This window comes from Escherichia sp. WS2035, assembly GCF_046487065.1.
Lineage (GTDB): Bacteria > Pseudomonadota > Gammaproteobacteria > Enterobacterales > Enterobacteriaceae > Escherichia > Escherichia coli.
The window spans coordinates 55,812-76,888 of the sequence record NZ_JBJQKD010000017.1 but is presented as its reverse complement, the minus strand read 5'-3'; the positions used below and the strand labels follow the sequence as shown (position 1 = coordinate 76,888).

The 21,077-nt window shown below is 51.4% G+C and carries 23 protein-coding genes; 14 read left to right on the top strand and 9 right to left on the bottom strand.

Annotated elements, in window-relative coordinates:
* Positions 1 to 51: 51 nt before the first annotated feature.
* The 6 genes from cytR (at position 52) to rraA (ending at position 5,663) form a co-directional block, all read left to right on the top strand.
* Positions 52 to 1,077 carry a DNA-binding transcriptional regulator CytR gene (gene cytR / locus ACJHX4_RS22350; RefSeq protein ID WP_000644908.1) on the top strand — a complete coding sequence of 342 codons (1,026 nt, stop codon included), beginning with the start codon at positions 52 to 54 and terminating at the stop codon, positions 1,075 to 1,077.
* A gap of 91 nt (positions 1,078 to 1,168) precedes the next feature.
* A complete protein-coding gene (ftsN, locus tag ACJHX4_RS22345) occupies positions 1,169 to 2,128 on the top strand; it encodes a cell division protein FtsN (protein ID WP_000068834.1) in 960 nt (319 codons plus the stop codon).
* Between the two features lie 92 nt (positions 2,129 to 2,220).
* A complete protein-coding gene (hslV, locus tag ACJHX4_RS22340; protein WP_000208242.1) occupies positions 2,221 to 2,751 on the top strand; it encodes an ATP-dependent protease subunit HslV in 531 nt (176 codons plus the stop codon).
* Positions 2,752 to 2,760: 9 nt separating this feature from the next.
* Positions 2,761 to 4,092: an HslU--HslV peptidase ATPase subunit gene (gene hslU / locus ACJHX4_RS22335; RefSeq protein WP_001293344.1), complete on the top strand. Its 1,332-nt coding sequence runs from the start codon at positions 2,761 to 2,763 to the stop codon at positions 4,090 to 4,092.
* A gap of 66 nt (positions 4,093 to 4,158) precedes the next feature.
* Positions 4,159 to 5,085 carry a 1,4-dihydroxy-2-naphthoate polyprenyltransferase gene (gene menA / locus ACJHX4_RS22330; RefSeq protein WP_001305044.1) on the top strand — a complete coding sequence of 309 codons (927 nt, stop codon included), beginning with the start codon at positions 4,159 to 4,161 and terminating at the stop codon, positions 5,083 to 5,085.
* Positions 5,086 to 5,177: 92 nt separating this feature from the next.
* On the top strand, positions 5,178 to 5,663 hold the full coding sequence (gene rraA, locus ACJHX4_RS22325) for a ribonuclease E activity regulator RraA (protein WP_000872908.1): 486 nt from the start codon (positions 5,178 to 5,180) through the stop codon (positions 5,661 to 5,663).
* Between the two features lie 84 nt (positions 5,664 to 5,747).
* Here the strand turns inward: rraA and zapB are convergent, their stop codons facing one another.
* Entirely contained in the window at positions 5,748 to 5,993 is a 246-nt protein-coding gene (zapB, locus tag ACJHX4_RS22320; protein ID WP_001296623.1) for a septal ring assembly protein ZapB, read from the bottom strand.
* Between the two features lie 424 nt (positions 5,994 to 6,417).
* Here zapB and glpF point away from each other — a divergent pair, with 424 nt between their 5' ends.
* From glpF to fpr, 4 genes are all read left to right on the top strand, one after another.
* Positions 6,418 to 7,263, top strand: coding sequence for a glycerol uptake facilitator protein GlpF (gene glpF / locus ACJHX4_RS22315; RefSeq protein WP_000084268.1), 846 nt, complete (start codon positions 6,418 to 6,420; stop codon positions 7,261 to 7,263).
* 22 nt (positions 7,264 to 7,285) lie between these two features.
* Positions 7,286 to 8,794, top strand: coding sequence for a glycerol kinase GlpK (gene glpK / locus ACJHX4_RS22310; RefSeq protein WP_000136804.1), 1,509 nt, complete (start codon positions 7,286 to 7,288; stop codon positions 8,792 to 8,794).
* Positions 8,795 to 8,964: 170 nt separating this feature from the next.
* On the top strand, positions 8,965 to 9,975 hold the full coding sequence (glpX, locus tag ACJHX4_RS22305; protein ID WP_001250644.1) for a class II fructose-bisphosphatase: 1,011 nt from the start codon (positions 8,965 to 8,967) through the stop codon (positions 9,973 to 9,975).
* Between the two features lie 96 nt (positions 9,976 to 10,071).
* A complete protein-coding gene (gene fpr / locus ACJHX4_RS22300; protein ID WP_000796342.1) occupies positions 10,072 to 10,818 on the top strand; it encodes a ferredoxin--NADP(+) reductase in 747 nt (248 codons plus the stop codon).
* 4 nt (positions 10,819 to 10,822) lie between these two features.
* Here fpr and uspD read toward each other — a convergent pair whose 3' ends face one another.
* The 3 genes from uspD to ACJHX4_RS22285 form a co-directional block, all read right to left on the bottom strand.
* Positions 10,823 to 11,251 (bottom strand): universal stress protein UspD, encoded by a 429-nt coding sequence (gene uspD, locus ACJHX4_RS22295; protein WP_000323555.1) that lies wholly within the window; start codon positions 11,249 to 11,251, stop codon positions 10,823 to 10,825.
* Positions 11,252 to 11,277: 26 nt separating this feature from the next.
* Positions 11,278 to 11,577 (bottom strand): DUF406 domain-containing protein, encoded by a 300-nt coding sequence (locus ACJHX4_RS22290; protein WP_000655986.1) that lies wholly within the window; start codon positions 11,575 to 11,577, stop codon positions 11,278 to 11,280.
* Between the two features lie 211 nt (positions 11,578 to 11,788).
* Positions 11,789 to 12,229 (bottom strand): DUF805 domain-containing protein, encoded by a 441-nt coding sequence (locus ACJHX4_RS22285; RefSeq protein WP_000155252.1) that lies wholly within the window; start codon positions 12,227 to 12,229, stop codon positions 11,789 to 11,791.
* Positions 12,230 to 12,329: 100 nt separating this feature from the next.
* On the opposite strand from ACJHX4_RS22285, the gene ACJHX4_RS22280 reads away from it, so the two are divergent.
* Both ACJHX4_RS22280 and tpiA read left to right on the top strand, forming a co-directional pair.
* The gene (locus tag ACJHX4_RS22280; RefSeq protein ID WP_000802235.1) at positions 12,330 to 12,929 is read left to right on the top strand and encodes a YiiQ family protein; all 600 of its coding nucleotides are present in this window, start codon (positions 12,330 to 12,332) and stop codon (positions 12,927 to 12,929) included.
* Positions 12,930 to 13,036: 107 nt separating this feature from the next.
* Positions 13,037 to 13,804, top strand: coding sequence for a triose-phosphate isomerase (gene tpiA, locus ACJHX4_RS22275; protein ID WP_001216325.1), 768 nt, complete (start codon positions 13,037 to 13,039; stop codon positions 13,802 to 13,804).
* A gap of 54 nt (positions 13,805 to 13,858) precedes the next feature.
* On the opposite strand, the gene cdh is transcribed toward tpiA, so the two are convergent.
* From cdh to cpxP, 5 genes are all read right to left on the bottom strand, one after another.
* A complete protein-coding gene (gene cdh / locus ACJHX4_RS22270) occupies positions 13,859 to 14,614 on the bottom strand; it encodes a CDP-diacylglycerol diphosphatase (RefSeq protein ID WP_001296622.1) in 756 nt (251 codons plus the stop codon).
* A gap of 106 nt (positions 14,615 to 14,720) precedes the next feature.
* A complete protein-coding gene (gene sbp, locus ACJHX4_RS22265) occupies positions 14,721 to 15,710 on the bottom strand; it encodes a sulfate/thiosulfate ABC transporter substrate-binding protein Sbp (protein ID WP_000758732.1) in 990 nt (329 codons plus the stop codon).
* 319 nt (positions 15,711 to 16,029) lie between these two features.
* Positions 16,030 to 16,992 (bottom strand): 6-phosphofructokinase, encoded by a 963-nt coding sequence (gene pfkA, locus ACJHX4_RS22260; protein ID WP_000591795.1) that lies wholly within the window; start codon positions 16,990 to 16,992, stop codon positions 16,030 to 16,032.
* Between the two features lie 180 nt (positions 16,993 to 17,172).
* Positions 17,173 to 18,075, bottom strand: coding sequence for a CDF family cation-efflux transporter FieF (fieF, locus tag ACJHX4_RS22255; RefSeq protein ID WP_001076748.1), 903 nt, complete (start codon positions 18,073 to 18,075; stop codon positions 17,173 to 17,175).
* A 148-nt stretch (positions 18,076 to 18,223) separates the two neighbouring features.
* Positions 18,224 to 18,724, bottom strand: coding sequence for a cell-envelope stress modulator CpxP (gene cpxP, locus ACJHX4_RS22250; RefSeq protein WP_001223800.1), 501 nt, complete (start codon positions 18,722 to 18,724; stop codon positions 18,224 to 18,226).
* 149 nt (positions 18,725 to 18,873) lie between these two features.
* On the opposite strand from cpxP, the gene cpxR reads away from it, so the two are divergent.
* Together cpxR and cpxA are read left to right on the top strand one after the other, a co-directional pair.
* The gene (cpxR, locus tag ACJHX4_RS22245; protein ID WP_001033720.1) at positions 18,874 to 19,572 is read left to right on the top strand and encodes an envelope stress response regulator transcription factor CpxR; all 699 of its coding nucleotides are present in this window, start codon (positions 18,874 to 18,876) and stop codon (positions 19,570 to 19,572) included.
* On the top strand, positions 19,569 to 20,942 hold the full coding sequence (gene cpxA / locus ACJHX4_RS22240; RefSeq protein WP_000580417.1) for an envelope stress sensor histidine kinase CpxA: 1,374 nt from the start codon (positions 19,569 to 19,571) through the stop codon (positions 20,940 to 20,942). The genes cpxR and cpxA overlap by 4 nt, the downstream gene beginning before the upstream one ends.
* Positions 20,943 to 21,077: the final 135 nt, after the last annotated feature.

Below are 21,077 nucleotides of genomic sequence, written 5' to 3'. Positions count from 1 at the left end.
GTGAAGTAAACATGGATGTAGTACGCCTGACGTGCCAGGCGAGGAGTGAGTGTGAAAGCGAAGAAGCAGGAAACTGCCGCGACCATGAAAGACGTTGCCCTCAAGGCAAAAGTCTCTACAGCGACTGTCTCCCGAGCATTAATGAATCCCGATAAAGTCTCCCAGGCCACCCGTAATCGGGTTGAAAAAGCGGCCCGGGAAGTGGGTTATTTACCGCAGCCTATGGGGCGCAACGTCAAGCGTAATGAATCCCGCACCATTCTGGTGATTGTCCCGGATATCTGCGACCCTTTCTTTAGCGAAATTATTCGCGGTATCGAAGTTACGGCGGCAAATCACGGATATCTGGTGCTGATTGGCGACTGTGCGCATCAAAATCAGCAGGAAAAAACCTTTATCGATTTGATCATCACCAAGCAAATTGATGGCATGTTGTTGCTGGGTTCAAGGCTGCCGTTTGATGCCAGCATTGAGGAACAGCGTAATCTGCCGCCGATGGTGATGGCGAACGAATTTGCACCGGAACTGGAGCTGCCTACCGTTCATATCGACAATCTGACCGCCGCATTTGATGCAGTAAATTATTTATATGAGCAAGGGCATAAACGGATTGGCTGTATAGCCGGTCCCGAAGAGATGCCGCTGTGTCACTACCGCCTGCAAGGCTATGTTCAGGCGCTGCGTCGCTGCGGCATTATGGTTGATCCGCAATACATCGCCCGTGGCGACTTCACCTTCGAAGCCGGAAGCAGAGCAATGCAACAGCTGCTTGATCTTCCACAACCGCCTACTGCTGTCTTCTGCCATAGCGATGTGATGGCGCTCGGCGCACTTTCTCAGGCAAAACGTCAGGGGCTGAAAGTCCCGGAAGACCTTTCCATAATCGGTTTTGATAACATCGACCTGACGCAATTTTGTGATCCGCCGCTGACAACCATCGCGCAGCCGCGTTACGAAATCGGTCGGGAAGCTATGCTGTTATTGCTTGATCAAATGCAGGGGCAACACGTTGGCAGTGGCTCTCGTTTAATGGACTGCGAACTTATCATCCGGGGATCAACACGCGCGTTACCTTAAAGTAAACCTTTAAGACTGCCGTGACTGGTCAAAGGCCCGCCGCTTAAGTAACATGGCGGGCTGACGAACGAATAAATACAGCGAAACGATAGTGGCACAACGAGATTATGTACGCCGCAGCCAACCGGCACCTTCGCGGCGAAAAAAGAGCACCTCACGGAAAAAGCAACGAAATCTGCCTGCGGTTTCTCCCGCTATGGTCGCTATTGCTGCCGCCGTTCTTGTGACCTTTATCGGTGGTCTGTACTTCATTACGCATCACAAGAAAGAAGAGTCCGAGACGCTGCAAAGCCAGAAAGTGACCGGAAACGGACTACCACCAAAACCAGAAGAACGCTGGCGCTACATTAAAGAGCTGGAAAGTCGCCAGCCGGGTGTGCGTGCGCCCACAGAACCTTCTGCCGGTGGTGAAGTGAAAACGCCGGAGCAACTGACACCAGAACAACGCCAGCTTCTTGAACAAATGCAGGCCGATATGCGCCAGCAGCCAACGCAGCTGGTTGAAGTTCCGTGGAATGAGCAGACGCCGGAACAGCGTCAGCAAACGCTACAGCGCCAGCGTCAGGCGCAGCAATTAGCGGAGCAGCAACGCCTGGCTCAGCAGTCGCGTACGACTGAACAAAGCTGGCAGCAGCAGACGCGTACGTCGCAAGCCGCGCCGGTACAGGCGCAACCGCGCCAGTCTAAACCGGCTTCTACTCAGCAGCCGTACCAGGATCTGCTGCAAACCCCTGCGCACACGACCGCGCAGTCGAAGCCGCAGCAAGCTGCGCCGGTTGCTCGTGCCGCTGACGCGCCAAAACCGACGGCGGAGAAAAAAGACGAACGCCGCTGGATGGTGCAGTGCGGTTCGTTCAGAGGCGCGGAACAGGCAGAGACGGTACGTGCTCAGCTGGCGTTCGAAGGCTTTGACTCAAAAATTACCACCAACAATGGCTGGAATCGTGTGGTGATTGGCCCGGTGAAAGGCAAAGAGAACGCAGACAGCACCCTCAATCGCTTGAAGATGGCGGGTCATACAAACTGCATTCGGCTCGCCGCCGGGGGTTGAAACCCTCAAAATCCCCCCCATCTATAATTGCATTATGCCCCGTACTTTTGTACGGGGTTTGTACTCTGTATTCGTAACCAAGGGGTCAGCTCGTGACAACTATAGTAAGCGTACGCCGTAACGGCCATGTGGTCATCGCTGGTGATGGTCAGGCCACGTTGGGCAATACCGTAATGAAAGGCAACGTGAAAAAGGTCCGCCGTCTGTACAACGACAAAGTCATCGCGGGCTTTGCGGGCGGTACTGCGGATGCTTTTACGCTGTTCGAACTGTTTGAACGTAAACTGGAAATGCATCAGGGCCATCTGGTCAAAGCCGCCGTTGAGCTGGCGAAAGACTGGCGTACCGATCGCATGCTGCGCAAACTTGAAGCACTGCTGGCAGTCGCGGATGAAACTGCATCGCTTATCATCACCGGTAACGGTGACGTGGTGCAGCCAGAAAACGATCTTATTGCTATCGGCTCCGGCGGCCCTTACGCCCAGGCTGCGGCGCGCGCGCTGTTAGAAAACACTGAACTTAGCGCCCGTGAAATTGCTGAAAAGGCGTTGGATATTGCAGGCGACATTTGCATCTATACCAACCATTTCCACACCATCGAAGAATTAAGCTACAAAGCGTAAGGATCTCCCATGTCTGAAATGACCCCACGCGAAATCGTCAGCGAACTGGATAAGCACATCATCGGCCAGGACAACGCCAAGCGTTCCGTGGCGATTGCTCTGCGTAACCGCTGGCGTCGCATGCAGCTCAACGAAGAGCTGCGCCATGAAGTGACCCCGAAAAATATCCTGATGATCGGCCCGACCGGTGTCGGTAAAACTGAAATCGCCCGTCGTCTGGCTAAGCTGGCGAATGCGCCGTTCATCAAAGTTGAAGCGACCAAATTCACCGAAGTGGGCTATGTCGGTAAGGAAGTGGATTCTATTATTCGCGATCTGACCGATGCCGCCGTGAAAATGGTACGCGTCCAGGCTATCGAGAAAAACCGTTATCGCGCTGAAGAACTGGCAGAAGAACGTATTCTCGACGTACTGATCCCACCGGCTAAAAATAACTGGGGACAGACCGAACAGCAGCAGGAGCCGTCCGCTGCTCGTCAGGCATTCCGCAAAAAACTGCGTGAAGGCCAGCTTGATGACAAAGAAATTGAGATCGATCTTGCCGCAGCACCGATGGGCGTTGAAATTATGGCTCCTCCGGGCATGGAAGAGATGACCAGCCAGCTGCAGTCCATGTTCCAGAACCTGGGCGGTCAGAAGCAAAAGGCGCGTAAGCTGAAAATCAAAGACGCCATGAAGCTGCTGATTGAAGAAGAAGCGGCGAAACTGGTGAACCCGGAAGAGCTGAAGCAAGATGCTATCGACGCTGTTGAGCAGCACGGGATCGTGTTTATCGACGAAATCGACAAAATCTGTAAGCGCGGCGAGTCTTCCGGTCCGGATGTTTCTCGTGAAGGCGTTCAGCGTGACCTGCTGCCGCTGGTAGAAGGTTGCACTGTTTCCACCAAACACGGGATGGTCAAAACTGACCACATTCTGTTTATCGCTTCTGGCGCGTTCCAGATTGCGAAACCGTCTGACCTGATCCCGGAACTGCAAGGTCGTCTGCCAATCCGCGTTGAGCTGCAGGCACTGACCACCAGCGACTTTGAGCGTATTTTGACCGAGCCGAATGCCTCTATCACCGTGCAGTACAAAGCACTGATGGCAACTGAGGGCGTAAATATCGAGTTTACCGACTCCGGTATTAAGCGCATCGCGGAAGCGGCATGGCAGGTGAACGAATCTACCGAAAACATCGGTGCTCGTCGTTTACATACCGTTCTGGAGCGTTTAATGGAAGAGATTTCCTACGACGCCAGCGATTTAAGCGGTCAAACTATCACTATTGACGCAGATTATGTGAGCAAACATCTGGATGCGTTGGTGGCAGATGAAGATCTGAGCCGTTTTATCCTATAATCGCGTTCAATCATTTTCATCATTGTTTGATGGGGCTGAAAGGCCCCATTTTTATTGGCGCGTATTATGACTGAACAACAAATTAGCCGAACTCAGGCGTGGCTGGAAAGTTTACGACCTAAAACCCTCCCCCTCGCCTTTGCTGCAATTATCGTCGGGACGGCGCTGGCATGGTGGCAAGGTCACTTCGATCCACTGGTCGCCCTGCTGGCATTGATTACCGCCGGGCTATTACAGATCCTTTCTAACCTCGCCAATGATTACGGCGATGCGGTAAAAGGCAGCGATAAACCTGACCGCATTGGGCCGCTACGCGGCATGCAAAAAGGGGTCATTACCCAGCAAGAGATGAAACGGGCGCTCATTATTACCGTCGTGCTCATCTGTCTCTCCGGGCTGGCACTGGTTGCAGTGGCGTGCCATACGCTGGCCGATTTTGTCGGTTTCCTGATTCTTGGCGGGTTGTCGATCATTGCCGCTATCACCTACACCGTGGGCAATCGTCCTTATGGTTATATCGGTTTGGGTGATATTTCCGTACTGGTTTTCTTTGGCTGGTTGAGCGTCATGGGGAGCTGGTATTTACAGGCTCATACATTGATTCCGGCACTGATCCTTCCGGCAACCGCATGCGGCCTGCTGGCAACAGCAGTACTGAACATTAATAACCTGCGTGATATCAATAGCGACCGCGAAAACGGCAAAAACACGCTGGTGGTGCGCTTAGGTGCAGTAAACGCGCGTCGTTATCATGCCTGCCTGCTGATGGGCTCACTGGTGTGTCTAGCGCTGTTTAATCTCTTTTCGCTGCATAGCCTGTGGGGCTGGCTGTTCCTGCTGGCGGCACCGTTGCTGGTGAAGCAAGCTCGTTATGTGATGCGCGAAATGGACCCGGTGGCGATGCGACCAATGCTGGAACGCACTGTCAAAGGAGCGTTACTGACTAACCTGCTGTTTGTTTTAGGGATATTCCTAAGCCAGTGGGCAGCATAACTGACAAATATCAATTAACAATTGATGATTTTGCCAACAGCCCACATAGCGCGATATACTGAAAATTCTCGCAGCAACTGAATGTTAAGCCTATGAAATACGATACTTCCGAGCTTTGTGACATCTATCAAGAAGATGTTAACGTCGTGGAACCGCTGTTCTCCAACTTTGGCGGACGGGCGTCGTTTGGCGGACAAATAATCACGGTAAAATGTTTCGAGGACAACGGGTTGCTGTACGATCTGCTCGAACAGAATGGCCGTGGTCGTGTTCTTGTCGTCGATGGCGGAGGTTCTGTTCGCCGCGCACTGGTCGATGCTGAACTGGCGCGTCTGGCAGTACAAAATGAATGGGAAGGCCTGGTCATTTACGGCGCGGTGCGTCAGGTAGATGACCTGGAAGAGTTGGATATCGGCATCCAGGCGATGGCGGCAATTCCGGTTGGTGCCGCTGGCGAAGGCATTGGCGAAAGCGATGTCCGCGTCAATTTTGGCGGTGTCACCTTCTTCTCCGGCGACCATCTTTATGCCGACAATACCGGGATTATTCTTTCAGAAGATCCGCTGGATATTGAATGATAAAAAAGGCACCGCAAGGTGCCTTTTTTCTGCGTTACCTGTTGGCCTACACAGTAAAGAAATTACGCGAAAGATGAAGTGTAATCAGACCTCTTCCATGCGACCCAGCAGGGCCTGCAGACGTTCCTGCCAGCCGTTCTGCTGTTCTTTCAGATGGTTGTTCTCACGCTCCAGCTCTTCGCGCTGATGCTGGGCATTTTGAACTTCCTGCGACAGTGAGTTGTTTTTTTCTTTCAGCTCTTCGATTTCCATCTGCAACAGAGTGATGGTATCAATCGCCTGCTGTACTTTTGCTTCCAGTTTCTCAAACACTTCTAATGACATTGTCATACCTCTCCTGAATTGCAAGGCGTTGATGGATAAAAATCCTCGTCCCGATTACCGGTGACGCCTTAATAAATACGAGCGCACTTTAGTTAGCTCCGATTGTATGAAGCCGCGCCATCGCTGTCCAGCGGCACGCCTTGCAGATTACGGTTTGCCACACTTTTCATCCTTCTCCTGGTGACATAATCCACATCAATCGAAAATGTTAATAAATTTGTTGCGCGAATGATCTAACAAACATGCATCATGTACAATCAGATGGAATAAATGGCGCGATAACGCTCATTTTATGACGGAGCACACACATTTTAAGTTCGATATTTCTCGTTTTTGCTCGTTAACGATAAGTTTACAGCATGCCTACAAGCATCGTGGAGGTCCGTGACTTTCACGCATACAACAAACATTAACTCTTCAGGATCCGATTATGAGTCAAACATCAACCTTGAAAGGCCAGTGCATTGCTGAATTCCTCGGTACCGGGTTGTTGATTTTTTTCGGTGTGGGTTGCGTTGCAGCACTAAAAGTCGCTGGTGCGTCTTTTGGTCAGTGGGAAATCAGTGTCATTTGGGGACTGGGGGTGGCAATGGCCATCTACCTGACCGCAGGGGTTTCCGGTGCGCATCTTAATCCCGCTGTTACCATTGCATTGTGGCTGTTTGCCTGTTTCGACAAGCGCAAAGTTATTCCTTTTATCGTTTCACAAGTTGCCGGCGCTTTCTGTGCTGCGGCTTTAGTTTACGGGCTTTACTACAATTTATTTTTCGACTTCGAGCAGACTCATCACATTGTTCGCGGCAGCGTTGAAAGTGTTGATCTGGCTGGCACTTTCTCTACTTACCCTAATCCTCATATCAATTTTGTGCAGGCTTTCGCAGTTGAGATGGTGATTACCGCTATTCTGATGGGGCTGATCCTGGCGTTAACGGACGATGGCAACGGTGTACCACGCGGCCCTTTGGCTCCCTTGCTGATTGGTCTACTGATTGCGGTCATTGGCGCATCTATGGGCCCATTGACGGGCTTTGCCATGAACCCAGCGCGTGACTTCGGTCCGAAAGTCTTTGCCTGGCTGGCGGGCTGGGGCAATGTCGCCTTTACCGGCGGCAGAGACATTCCTTACTTCCTGGTGCCGCTTTTTGGCCCTATCGTTGGCGCGATTGTAGGTGCATTTGCCTACCGCAAACTGATTGGTCGCCATTTGCCTTGCGATATCTGTGTTGTGGAAGAAAAGGAGACCACAACTCCTTCAGAACAAAAAGCTTCGCTGTAATATGACTACGGGACAATTAAACATGACTGAAAAAAAATATATCGTTGCGCTCGACCAGGGCACCACCAGCTCCCGCGCGGTCGTAATGGATCACGATGCCAATATCATTAGCGTGTCGCAGCGCGAATTTGAGCAAATCTACCCAAAACCAGGCTGGGTAGAACACGACCCAATGGAAATCTGGGCCACCCAAAGCTCCACGCTGGTAGAAGTGCTGGCGAAAGCTGATATCAGTTCCGATCAAATTGCAGCTATCGGTATTACGAACCAGCGTGAAACCACTATTGTCTGGGAAAAAGAAACCGGCAAACCTATCTATAACGCCATTGTCTGGCAGTGCCGTCGTACCGCCGAGATCTGCGAACATCTCAAACGCGATGGCATGGAAGAGTACATTCGTAACAACACCGGTCTGGTGATTGACCCGTACTTCTCTGGCACCAAAGTGAAGTGGATCCTCGACCATGTGGAAGGCTCTCGCGAGCGTGCGCGTCGTGGTGAATTGCTGTTTGGTACGGTTGATACGTGGCTTATCTGGAAAATGACTCAGGGCCGTGTCCATGTGACCGATTACACCAACGCCTCTCGTACCATGTTGTTTAACATCCATACTCTGGACTGGGACGACAAAATGCTGGAGGTGCTGGATATTCCACGCGAGATGCTGCCAGAAGTGCGTCGTTCTTCCGAAGTATACGGTCAGACTAACATTGGCGGCAAAGGCGGCACGCGTATTCCAATCTCCGGGATCGCCGGTGACCAGCAGGCGGCGCTGTTTGGTCAGTTGTGCGTGAAAGAAGGAATGGCGAAGAACACCTACGGTACCGGCTGCTTTATGCTGATGAACACTGGCGAGAAAGCGGTGAAATCAGAAAACGGCCTGCTGACCACCATCGCCTGCGGCCCGACTGGCGAAGTAAACTATGCGCTGGAAGGTGCGGTGTTTATGGCGGGCGCGTCCATTCAGTGGCTGCGCGATGAGATGAAGTTGATTAACGACGCCTACGATTCCGAATATTTTGCCACCAAAGTGCAAAACACCAATGGTGTGTATGTGGTTCCGGCCTTTACCGGGCTGGGTGCGCCATACTGGGATCCGTATGCACGCGGGGCGATTTTCGGTCTGACTCGTGGGGTGAACGCTAACCACATTATACGCGCGACGCTGGAGTCTATTGCTTATCAGACGCGTGACGTGCTGGAAGCAATGCAGGCCGACTCCGGTATTCGTCTGCACGCGCTGCGCGTGGACGGCGGTGCGGTGGCGAACAATTTCCTGATGCAGTTCCAGTCCGATATTCTCGGTACGCGCGTTGAGCGCCCGGAAGTGCGCGAAGTCACCGCTTTGGGTGCGGCCTATCTTGCTGGTCTGGCGGTTGGCTTCTGGCAGAATCTTGACGAGCTGCAAGAGAAAGCGGTGATTGAACGCGAGTTCCGTCCAGGCATCGAAACCACTGAGCGTAATTACCGTTACGCAGGCTGGAAAAAAGCGGTCAAACGCGCGATGGCATGGGAAGAACACGACGAGTAATAATGATTGCCTGATGCGACGCTTGCGCGTCTTATCAGGCCTACGAGTCGGATACACATCCGGCATCACGCAGACTCTGAAACCGTGCGGGGGCAACCCCGCACACATCAATAATCCCGCCCTTCCCCTGTGCTACACTTCGCGCCATTCCTTACTGCTTAGAGTTTGCTATGAGACGAGAACTTGCCATCGAATTTTCCCGCGTCACCGAATCAGCGGCGCTGGCTGGCTACAAATGGTTAGGACGCGGCGATAAAAACACCGCGGACGGCGCGGCGGTAAACGCCATGCGTATTATGCTCAACCAGGTCAACATTGACGGCACCATCGTCATTGGTGAAGGTGAAATCGACGAAGCACCGATGCTCTACATTGGTGAAAAAGTCGGTACTGGTCGCGGCGACGCGGTAGATATTGCTGTTGATCCGATTGAAGGCACGCGCATGACGGCGATGGGCCAGGCTAACGCGCTGGCGGTGCTGGCAGTAGGCGATAAAGGCTGTTTCCTCAACGCGCCAGATATGTATATGGAGAAGCTGATCGTCGGACCGGGAGCCAAAGGCACCATTGATCTGAACCTGCCGCTGGCGGATAACCTGCGCAATGTTGCGGCGGCGCTCGGCAAACCGTTGAGCGAACTGACGGTAACGATTCTGGCAAAACCGCGCCACGATGCCGTTATCGCTGAAATGCAACAACTCGGCGTACGCGTATTTGCTATTCCGGACGGCGACGTTGCAGCCTCAATTCTCACCTGTATGCCGGACAGTGAAGTCGATGTGCTGTACGGCATTGGCGGCGCGCCGGAAGGCGTGGTTTCTGCGGCGGTGATCCGCGCATTAGATGGCGACATGAATGGTCGTCTGCTGGCACGTCATGACGTCAAAGGCGACAACGAAGAGAATCGTCGCATTGGCGAGCAGGAGCTGGCACGCTGCAAAGCGATGGGCATCGAAGCCGGTAAAGTATTGCGTTTGGGCGATATGGCGCGCAGCGACAACGTCATCTTCTCTGCCACCGGTATTACCAAAGGCGATCTGCTGGAAGGCATTAGCCGCAAAGGCAATATCGCCACCACCGAAACGCTGCTGATCCGTGGTAAATCACGCACCATTCGTCGCATTCAGTCCATCCACTATCTGGATCGTAAAGACCCGGAAATGCAGGTGCACATTCTCTGAGTGATTTGATCGATTGAGCCTTCCAGTCCTTCGGGACTGGAATTTTTTTGTTCGGAGAACGAAGATAAGGCAAGTCAATCAAAACAGGAGAAAAACATGGCTGATTGGGTAACAGGCAAAGTCACTAAAGTGCAGAACTGGACCGACGCCCTGTTTAGTCTCACCGTTCACGCTCCCGTGCTTCCGTTTACCGCCGGGCAATTCACCAAACTTGGCCTTGAAATTGAAGGCGAACGCGTTCAGCGTGCCTACTCTTACGTTAACTCGCCCGACAATCCCGATCTGGAGTTTTACCTGGTCACCGTCCCCGATGGCAAATTAAGCCCGCGACTGGCGGCGCTAAAACCGGGTGATGAAGTGCAAGTGGTTAGTGAGGCGGCAGGCTTCTTTGTGCTGGATGAAGTCCCTGACTGCGAAACACTGTGGATGCTGGCGACTGGTACGGCGATTGGCCCTTATTTATCGATTCTGCAATTGGGCAAAGATTTAGAACGCTTCAAAAACATGGTGCTGGTTCACGCCGCACGATATGCCGCCGACTTAAGCTATCTACCTCTGATGCAGGAACTGGAAAAACGCTACGAGGGGAAACTGCGCATTCAGACGGTGGTCAGTCGGGAAACGGCTGCGGGTTCGCTCACTGGGCGGATACCGGCGTTAATTGAAAGTGGTGAACTGGAAAGCGCGGTTGGCCTGCCGATGAATAAAGAAACCAGCCATGTGATGCTGTGCGGCAATCCACAGATGGTGCGCGATACACAACAGTTGCTGAAAGAGACCCGGCAGATGACGAAACATTTACGTCGCCGACCGGGCCATATGACAGCGGAGCATTACTGGTAAGCGGTTACTTGTCGATAAACGGCACGATCAAGAGATCCGCACTCAACTTATTGATCATCCCGCGATATGCCGGCATCAAACGGTTGATAAATGAGTGGTGATGACCACAGACAAGGAGGTCGCACTGCTCTTTTTGCATAATTTCCAGCAGTGTTTCCGGCATTTCTCCGCGTTCAATACGCAGTTTTGTCTTCGGCCATTGAATATTTTTCGTCAGTTTATACAGCTTGTTATCCGACTTATTCTTCAACAATTGAAGAATATCTTCTGTTGCAGGGAAGTAGATACCCGGATACAACTCGCTTAAGCCATCATCAATATGAATTAACGTCAGGTGAGCGTCATTATGTCTGGCGAGCTCCAGGGCTTTATTCACCAGTAAGGCATCTTCTTCATTCCCGGAAATTGCCACGCCAATGTGTTTATAAGCCATGTTTAACTCCTTCTAAAGCAACTCCATCAAGCTAACGAACGCAGTGATAACTCAAAAATAATCATCTCGGCCTGGCATGAGAAGGTGAAGGCCGCATCAAGCTCAACTTGCCCTTCCAGATCTTTAATCTTATAGGCCACGCTGGCCCCTTCATCTGCAGAGGATGCAGCGGCGGCAAGCTCTTTCAGTTTGGTCATAAAGGACTCTGCTTCTTCGCGGGTGGCAAAAAAGCGCGAAAACTTACTGGTACAGTTGTCGTTATCAATCACCGTACCGATATCAATCGCACATCCTTTAGTACTGCATTTATCTACGACATCTTTCATAGGGCACCTCTGTATATTCGCCTCTCTGTCGATTACGACTTAAGAATAATGCGCCGTTAAAGGAAGAACAAACAAGTAATGATCTTATGGATTACCATTTTTTTTGATATTGCTTAAGGTGAAGAGTTCAGAAGGATTTTCCGGGCATTGTCACTTGCATCGTGGAAATAACAATCCCGGAAAAAAATAGCGATAAGAGATATATTAAAGGTTAATTACTTGATTTATTGTCGGCTTTATACTTCACATCCTGGGTATCTTTACCATATTTATTTTCGCCTTGTGTGCCAACAAACGCACCAAGATCGATAAGCATCATCACCAGAATCAGTGTTGGGATAAAACGCCCCACCGCCCATTGCCATACCCCCGGCAAAATTGCCCAGTTACCCGCCAGCAGCATCCACGCCACAATCATCAGAAATGCCCATGCGCCGGAACGCCCGCGATCATGCAAGCGCTTAACGGTTACTGCCGCTGTTGGCCAAAGCAAGCACACAAGGCAAAACGCCGCGGTCTGAATATCGAGTAAATTTTTACCCGCCAGTGAGAAAAGCACCAGCATGCCTGCGAACCACAGGCCTATCCAAATCCAGAAATCACGGCGTCCAATACGCCCTTTAAATGAGAATAACCATTGCTGTATGGTCATGTAAGTTCCTTGATGGTTGTCTTTTCCAGGATTCTACCCTTTTGACAAGGGCGACAGATATCGTTTTAATCGGAGCCAGTCATAACAAAAGGTACTGTCAATGAAGCCAGGGTGTACGCTGTTTATTCTCTTATGTTCTGCATTAACCGTTACAACAACGGCGCATGCACAAACACCAGATACGGCAACGACCGCGCCTTATCTGCTGGCTGGAGCCCCTACTTTCGATCTCTCCATCAGCCAGTTTCGAGAAGACTTTAACAGCCAGAATCCCAGCCTGCCACTGAACGAATTTCGTGCCATCGACAGCAGTCCCGACAAAGCCAATCTCACTCGTGCAGCAAGTAAAATTAACGAGAACTTGTATGCTTCTACTGCGCTGGAGCGCGGTACCTTAAAAATCAAAAGCATTCAAATAACCTGGCTACCCATCCAGGGGCCAGAGCAAAAAGCCGCGAAAGCGAAAGCTCAGGCATACATGGCAGCGGTGATCCGCACACTCACCCCATTAATGACCAAAACTCAAAGCCAGAAAAAACTGCAGTCGCTACTAACGGCGGGGAAAAACAAACGTTATTACACCGAGACAGAAGGTGCACTGCGTTATGTTGTCGCGGACAACGGCGAAAAGGGGCTGACCTTCGCTGTTGAACCGATTAAGCTGGCGCTATCTGAATCGCTTGAAGGTTTGAATAAATGACAAAAAGCAAAGCCTTTGTGCCGATGAATCTCTATACTGTTTCACAGACCTGCTGCCCTGCGGGGCGGCCATCTTCCTTTATTCGCTTATAAGCGTGGAGAATTAAAATGCGACATCCTTTAGTGATGGGTAACTGGAAACTGAACGGCAGCCGCCACATGGTTCACGAGCTGGTTTCTAACCTGCGTAAAGAGCTGGCAGGTGTTGCTGGCTGTGCGGTTGCAATCGCACCACCGGAAATGTACATCGATATGGCGAAGCGTGAAGCTGAAGGCAGCCACATCATGCTGGGTGCGCAAAACGTGGACCTGAACCTGTCCGGCGCATTCACCGGTGAAACCTCTGCTGCTATGCTGAAAGACATCGGCGCACAGTACATCATCATCGGCCACTCTGAACGTCGTACTTACCACAAAGAATCTGACGAACTGATCGCGAAAAAATTCGCGGTGCTGAAAGAGCAGGGTCTAACTCCGGTTCTGTGCATCGGTGAAACCGAAGCGGAAAACGAAGCGGGCAAAACTGAAGAAGTTTGTGCACGTCAGATCGACGCGGTACTGAAAACCCAGGGTGCTGCGGCATTCGAAGGTGCGGTTATCGCTTACGAACCTGTATGGGCAATCGGTACTGGCAAATCTGCAACTCCGGCTCAGGCACAGGCTGTTCACAAATTCATCCGTGACCACATTGCTAAAGTTGACGCTAACATCGCTGAACAAGTGATCATTCAGTACGGCGGCTCTGTAAACGCGTCTAACGCTGCAGAACTGTTTGCTCAGCCAGACATCGACGGCGCGCTGGTTGGCGGTGCTTCTCTGAAAGCTGACGCTTTCGCCGTGATCGTTAAAGCTGCAGAAGCGGCTAAACAGGCTTAAGTCTGACAGGTGCCGGATTTCATATCCGGCACTTACTTTCCTAAACTCCTCGCCTTAACGCAAAATCTCACACTGATGATCCTGGATTTCTTCGGCTGAAGCACGGTTCAGCGTCAGTAGATTTCGTTGTGTCGCCAGCAATACAAATGAGTTATCACTCTGCCGTACCATCGCCAGCCCGTAGCTTCCCATATGTTCCCGCGCCTCAGGCACTTCTTCCGCCAGCATCATAAATGGGCTGCGTTGTACCAGTTCGCTTTCCGTTACCCGACGCGCCAGGTACTCATGCCCACGCAAACCACCTGGCAGTGGCAACCAGCGGCTACTGATGTTCGCCAGATTGTTATCCAGCTGTTCGCGCACATCAGGACGAATACAAGAAATATGAATATGAAAATGGTTTTGCGTACGCCCGGTGCGGGAGTTGATCGCCAGAGATACCGCGCGATCGGGAACAGGCTGGCCGTATTTTTGGCTCATAAAATCACGCGCCTGCCAGGCTAACCAGAAAAAATTAGGCGTTGACGGATCGGTCAACAATGGGCTTTCAGTACCGTTAATACGGTACGTTGGCATTAACAGATATTGCAGTGGGCCATGACGATCTTTTAAAACCACGTATCCGGCGTTGGGTTTGACTTCCGCACATGGCGACGGGTTTTGGTTTTCCTGCTGGTTGGGCAAACATTGCTCAAGAACTATCTTACGTAACGTGTCTGACTCTTCACCGGTTAATTTCCAGTAACCAATACCGGCAGTCACAACGGCGATAACTATCATCACCAAAAAAAGAAGACCCGCTTTTTTCATCTTTTTTTCCCTGTACCTCAAAGAGATGCAAGGGTAACGCAAAATCGTGACAAATAAAAAACCCAGTGGCGAGAAACCACCGGGCTTGATAATTATCCTGGGGAAATCAGCGTTTGCTGATCTGATCGAACGTACCGCCGTTAGCAAAATGCTCTTTTTGCGCTTTCGTCCAGCCGCCGAACTCTTCATCAATGGTGAATAACTTCAATTTTGGAAACGCATTTTCGTACTTTTTCGCTACCTCAGCGTCGCGCGGACGGTAGTAGTTTTTCGCTGCAATTTCCTGACCTTCTGGCGAGTAGAGATATTTCAGGTAGGCTTCCGCCACCTCTTTGGTGCCTTTTTTCTCGACCACTTTATCGACCACCGACACGGTTGGCTCTGCGAGGATAGACTCACTCGGCGTGACGATTTCGAATTTATCTTTCCCCAGTTCATTCGCTGCCAGCAGAGCTTCGTTTTCCCAGGCAATCAGTACATCGCCAATTCCGCGCTCGACAAAAGTGTTAGTGGATCCACGCGCGCCAGAATCCAGAACTTCGACGTTTTTATACAGTGCCCGAACAAAATCCTGTGCTTTTGCCTGATCGTTGTTGTTGTGATGAAGCGCGTAGCCCCAGGCTGCCAGGTAATTCCAGCGCGCGCCACCAGAGCTTTTCGGATTAGGCGTGATCACCGAAACACCCGGTTTAATCAGATCGTTCCAGTCATGGATCTGCTTCGGATTACCCTTACGTACCAAGAAAACAATGGTGGAAGTGTACGGTGCGGAGTTATCCGGCAGACGTTTGATCCACTCTTTATCAATCCGCCCGCGTTCCGCAATTGCGTCCACGTCATAGGCCAGAGCCAGCGTGACAACATCAGCTTCAATACCGTTGATTACCGACGTCGCTTGTTTGCCTGAACCACCGTGTGACTGACGAATCACCACGTTATCGCCAGTTTGCTGTTTCCAGTGGGCGCTGAATGCCTTGTTGTACTGTTCGTACAATTCGCGCGTTGGATCATATGAAACGTTAAGAAGCTGAATATCCTTTGCCATAACGCTGGTTGCCACCAGCAAAAATGTTAACCCTACGCCCCACTTTTTCATCGCCCGACTCTCTTATGTTGTGTTGTGATGAGCAAAGCGTGCCAGAAGGTTGACCAAACATTAAAGAATAAAAAAAGATTGGCTATAACTTGCGAGTATATGTTGGGGGATTAAAAAGGCGGAAGAAATCCGCCTCATATTGCTGACAAAGTGCGCTTTGTCCATGCCGGATGCGGCACAAACGCCTTATCCGGCCTACAAAAGTTTGCAAATTCAATAGATTACAGAATTCATGTAGGCCTGATAAGCGAAGCGCATCAGGCCTTTTTGCTTCTGTCATCGGTTTCAGGCTAAAGGAATCTGCCTTTTTCCGAAATCATTAATACAGTTTTTTCGCGCAGTCCAGCCAGTCGCCTTTGAACGGACGCTTCATGTTTTCGATAGCGTCGATGATGTCGTGGTGAACCAGCTGTTCGTTCTGGATACCTACGCAACGACCACCGTAACCTGCCAGCAGCAGATCGATAGCGTAAGCGCCCATACGGGAAGCCAGAATACGGTCGTAAGGCACCGGAGAACCACCGCGCTGGATGTGGCCCAGCACAGTTGCGCGGGTTTCACGACCGGTTTCTTTCTCGATGAAATGCGCCAGTTCGTCAACATCACACATATGTTCGGTAATCGCCACGATCGCGTGTTTTTTACCTTTCGCGATACCCGCTTTGATTTCGTTTACCAGGTCTTCACGGCTGAATTCAACTTCCGGAACCACAACGAATTCACAGCCACCGGCAATGGCCGCAGCCAACGTCAGATCGCCACAATAACGGCCCATCACTTCCACCACGGAAATACGCTGGTGAGAAGAAGAGGTGTCACGCAGACGGTCGATCGCTTCTACAACGGTGCTCAGCGCAGTGAAGAAACCGATAGTGTAGTCAGTGCCTTTGATGTCGTTGTCGATAGTGCCCGGCAGGCCGATGCACGGGAAGCCCATTTCGGTCAGACGCATTGCACCCATGTAGGAACCGTCACCGCCGATAACCACCAGCGCGTCGATCCCACGTTTTTTCAGGTTTTCGATAGCCACGGCGCGGATGTTCTCGTCGCGGAATTCCGGGAAACGCGCAGAACCGAGGAACGTACCGCCACGGTTGATCATGTCAGAAACGCTGTAACGGTCTAGCTGTACCATACGGTCTTCATACAGACCCAGATAGCCGTCATAAATGCCCATTACTTCCAGACCTTCTGTCAGCGCAGAACGAACAACCCCGCGAATTGCGGCGTTCATGCCTGGCGCATCACCGCCGCTTGTCAACACACCGATTTTCTTAATCATGACTACCTCTGAACTTTGGAATGCAAAATGAAATCTGTTGCCGGAAGTCTTCTTGCACATCGAAGTGATCCAACGAATGTGCAAATAGTATAACAATCACTTCCTGCTGAATTGATTCAGGTCAGGCCAAATGGCGGTATTTTATACACAAAATGCGGGTCTGGCTCTCTTTTATACTGATTATGAAAGCATAGACCGTTTACCCTCCCTGGGTACGACGGAACAGGGGTCCTGATGGATAATCACATCCGATCCCGGAAAACGCCGTAAAATAGCCTGCTCTACCTGATCCGCCACCATATGTGCCTGAACCAAAGGCAGAGAGTCTTCCATTTCCAAATGAATCTGAATAAAGCGGGTCGGCCCTGACTGCCGCGTGCGAAGATCGTGAGCGCCGCTAACACCCGGCCAGGAAGTCACGATATCAATAATTTCTTGCCGTTCCTCATCAGGCAATGCGCGATCCAGTAATGACTGTACCGCCTCATATCCCATGCGTAACGCGCTATATAAAATATAGATGCCGATCCCCAATGCAAACAGAGCATCGGCGCGATGCCAGCCGTACCAGGACAACCCCAGCGCCAGCAGAATTGCGCCGTTCATCATAACATCAGACTGGTAATGTAGCATATCAGCCCGCACCGCCTGGCTTTGCGTCCGGCGCACCACCCAACGCTGAAACGAGACAAGGATAATCGTACAAATTAGCGCCACAATTGTCACGATAACCCCGACGCCTGGATCTGTCATCGGTGTTGGAGATACCAGATGTTGAATACCCGTCAAAAACAGGAATAGTGCCGAACCGGAGATAAACATACTTTGCGCCAGCGCCGCGAGGGACTCAGCTTTACCGTGACCAAACGAGTGATTATCGTCGGCAGGTTGCAGGGAATATCGCACCACCAGTAAATTCGTCAACGACGCACCGATATCCACCAGCGAATCCACCAGCGCGGCGAGAATACTCACCGACCCGGTATACCACCATGCAAAAATTTTAATCAGCAATAGCAGCGAAGCCATCGCCGTCGCAGCAATCGCCGCCCGACTGACCAGCCGTCCATAAGATTGATTCATAAATACTCCCGCTATCAACTGACGGTAGTATAACGGAAGCAAATCATCTGCAATGCATTAAGCAGCAGGCAAATTGAGGATAAAAAAAACCCCCACATCATGTGGGGGAAGACAGGGATGGTGTCTATGGCAAGGAAAACAGGGTTTACTACTGGGAACGTGAGTTGCTACTACTCAATAGCTTCAACGATGAACTTTTTTGCCATTGCGTCACGTCGCGCAACTGCTCCATTCGTTGTTGATGTTTCTCGTTTAAAACCGCTTGCTGCTCCGGCGTTAACAGGCGATACATTTGGTTGCGGACTTTTGCCATCTCAACCTGACGAGCAATTTGCTCATTCGCCATTTTTTCTGCCTGTGCGCGCACAGCGTTTTCATCAAAATTTTCTGCGGTGACAAGGCGATGCATTGTCTCCAGTTCGCTAACATTAACAGGAGGCTGTTCGTGCCGGGCCTGTTGCATAAGATCTCGCATCTGCTGACGCTGATGTTCGGTTAAACTTATGCCGTCGAACATATGGCTCTGCGTACTGCGCTGCGTAAGTTCTTCACCCGGATGCCAGTTATCGCCTGAACCGACTTCAGCAGCGTGGCTTAATGAACTGACTGCCAGCGTTGAGGCCATGACGGCAGCGGTAACTATGCGCATCATTTGCTCCCAAAATCTTTCTGTCGCGATTCAACGATAGAGAGTTTACGATTCAGGCTGCAAACATGCGTCAGGGGGTGTAAAACAACGTAAAGTCATGGATTAGCGACGTCTGATGACGTAATTTCTGCCTCGGAGGTATTTAAACAATGAATAAAATCCTGTTAGTTGATGATGACCGAGAGCTGACTTCCCTATTAAAGGAGCTGCTCGAGATGGAAGGCTTCAACGTGATTGTTGCCCACGATGGGGAACAGGCGCTTGATCTTCTGGACGACAGCATTGATTTACTTTTGCTTGATGTAATGATGCCGAAGAAAAATGGTATCGACACATTAAAAGCACTTCGCCAGACACACCAGACGCCTGTCATTATGTTGACGGCGCGCGGCAGTGAACTTGATCGCGTTCTCGGCCTTGAGCTGGGCGCAGATGACTATCTCCCGAAACCGTTTAATGATCGTGAGCTGGTGGCACGTATTCGCGCGATCCTGCGCCGTTCGCACTGGAGCGAACAACAGCAAAACAACGACAACGGTTCACCGACACTGGAAGTTGATGCCTTAAGTCTCAATCCTGGTCGCCAGGAAGCCACCTTCGACGGGCAAACGCTGGAGTTAACCGGTACGGAGTTTACCCTGCTCTATTTGCTGGCACAGCATCTGGGTCAGGTGGTTTCCCGTGAGCATTTAAGCCAGGAAGTGCTGGGCAAGCGCCTGACGCCTTTCGACCGCGCTATCGATATGCACATTTCCAACCTGCGTCGTAAACTGCCGGATCGTAAAGATGGTCACCCGTGGTTTAAAACCTTGCGTGGTCGCGGCTATCTGATGGTTTCTGCTTCATGATAGGCAGCTTAACCGCGCGCATCTTCGCCATCTTCTGGCTGACGCTGGCGCTGGTGTTGATGTTGGTTTTGATGTTACCCAAGCTCGATTCACGCCAGATGACCGAGCTTCTGGATAGCGAACAGCGTCAGGGTCTGATGATTGAGCAGCATGTCGAAGCGGAGCTGGCGAACGATCCGCCCAACGATTTAATGTGGTGGCGGCGTCTGTTCCGGGCGATTGATAAGTGGGCACCGCCAGGACAGCGTTTGTTACTGGTGACCACCGAAGGCCGCGTGATCGGCGCTGAACGCAGCGAAATGCAGATCATTCGTAACTTTATTGGTCAGGCCGATAACGCCGATCATCCGCAGAAGAAAAAGTATGGCCGCGTGGAACTGGTCGGTCCGTTCTCCGTGCGTGATGGCGAAGATAATTACCAACTTTATCTGATTCGTCCGGCCAGCAGTTCTCAATCCGATTTCATAAACTTACTGTTTGACCGCCCGCTATTACTGCTGATTGTCACCATGCTGGTCAGTACGCCGCTGCTGTTGTGGTTGGCCTGGAGTCTGGCAAAACCGGCGCGTAAGCTGAAAAACGCTGCCGATGAAGTTGCCCAGGGAAACTTACGCCAGCACCCGGAACTGGAAGCGGGGCCACAGGAATTCCTTGCCGCCGGTGCCAGTTTTAACCAGATGGTCACCGCGCTGGAGCGCATGATGACCTCTCAGCAGCGTCTACTTTCTGATATCTCTCACGAACTGCGCACCCCGCTGACGCGTCTGCAACTGGGTACGGCGTTACTGCGCCGTCGTAGCGGTGAAAGCAAGGAACTGGAGCGTATTGAAACCGAAGCGCAACGTCTGGACAGCATGATCAACGATCTGTTGGTGATGTCACGTAATCAGCAGAAAAATGCGCTGGTTAGCGAGACCATCAAAGCCAACCAGTTGTGGAGTGAAGTGCTGGATAACGCGGCGTTCGAAGCCGAGCAAATGGGCAAGTCGTTGACGGTTAACTTCCCACCTGGGCCGTGGCCGCTGTACGGCAACCCGAACGCCCTGGAAAGTGCGCTGGAAAACATTGTTCGTAATGCTCTGCGTTATTCCCATACGAAGATTGAAGTGGGCTTTGCGGTAGATAAAGACGGTATCACCATTACGGTGGACGACGATGGTCCTGGCGTTAGCCCGGAAGATCGCGAACAGATTTTCCGTCCGTTCTATCGGACCGATGAAGCACGCGATCGTGAATCTGGCGGTACAGGTTTGGGGCTGGCGATTGTTGAAACCGCCATTCAGCAGCATCGTGGCTGGGTGAAGGCAGAAGACAGCCCGCTGGGCGGTTTACGGCTGGTGATTTGGTTGCCGCTGTATAAGCGGTCATAACGTCAACCTTCAGGTAAAAAAATGCCTGATGCACTACGCTTATCAGGCCTACAAAACCTGTTGAATTTATGGGTTTTGTAGGCTGGATAAGGCGTTTACGCCGCATCCGGCATTTGAGCAGGATGCCTGATGCGA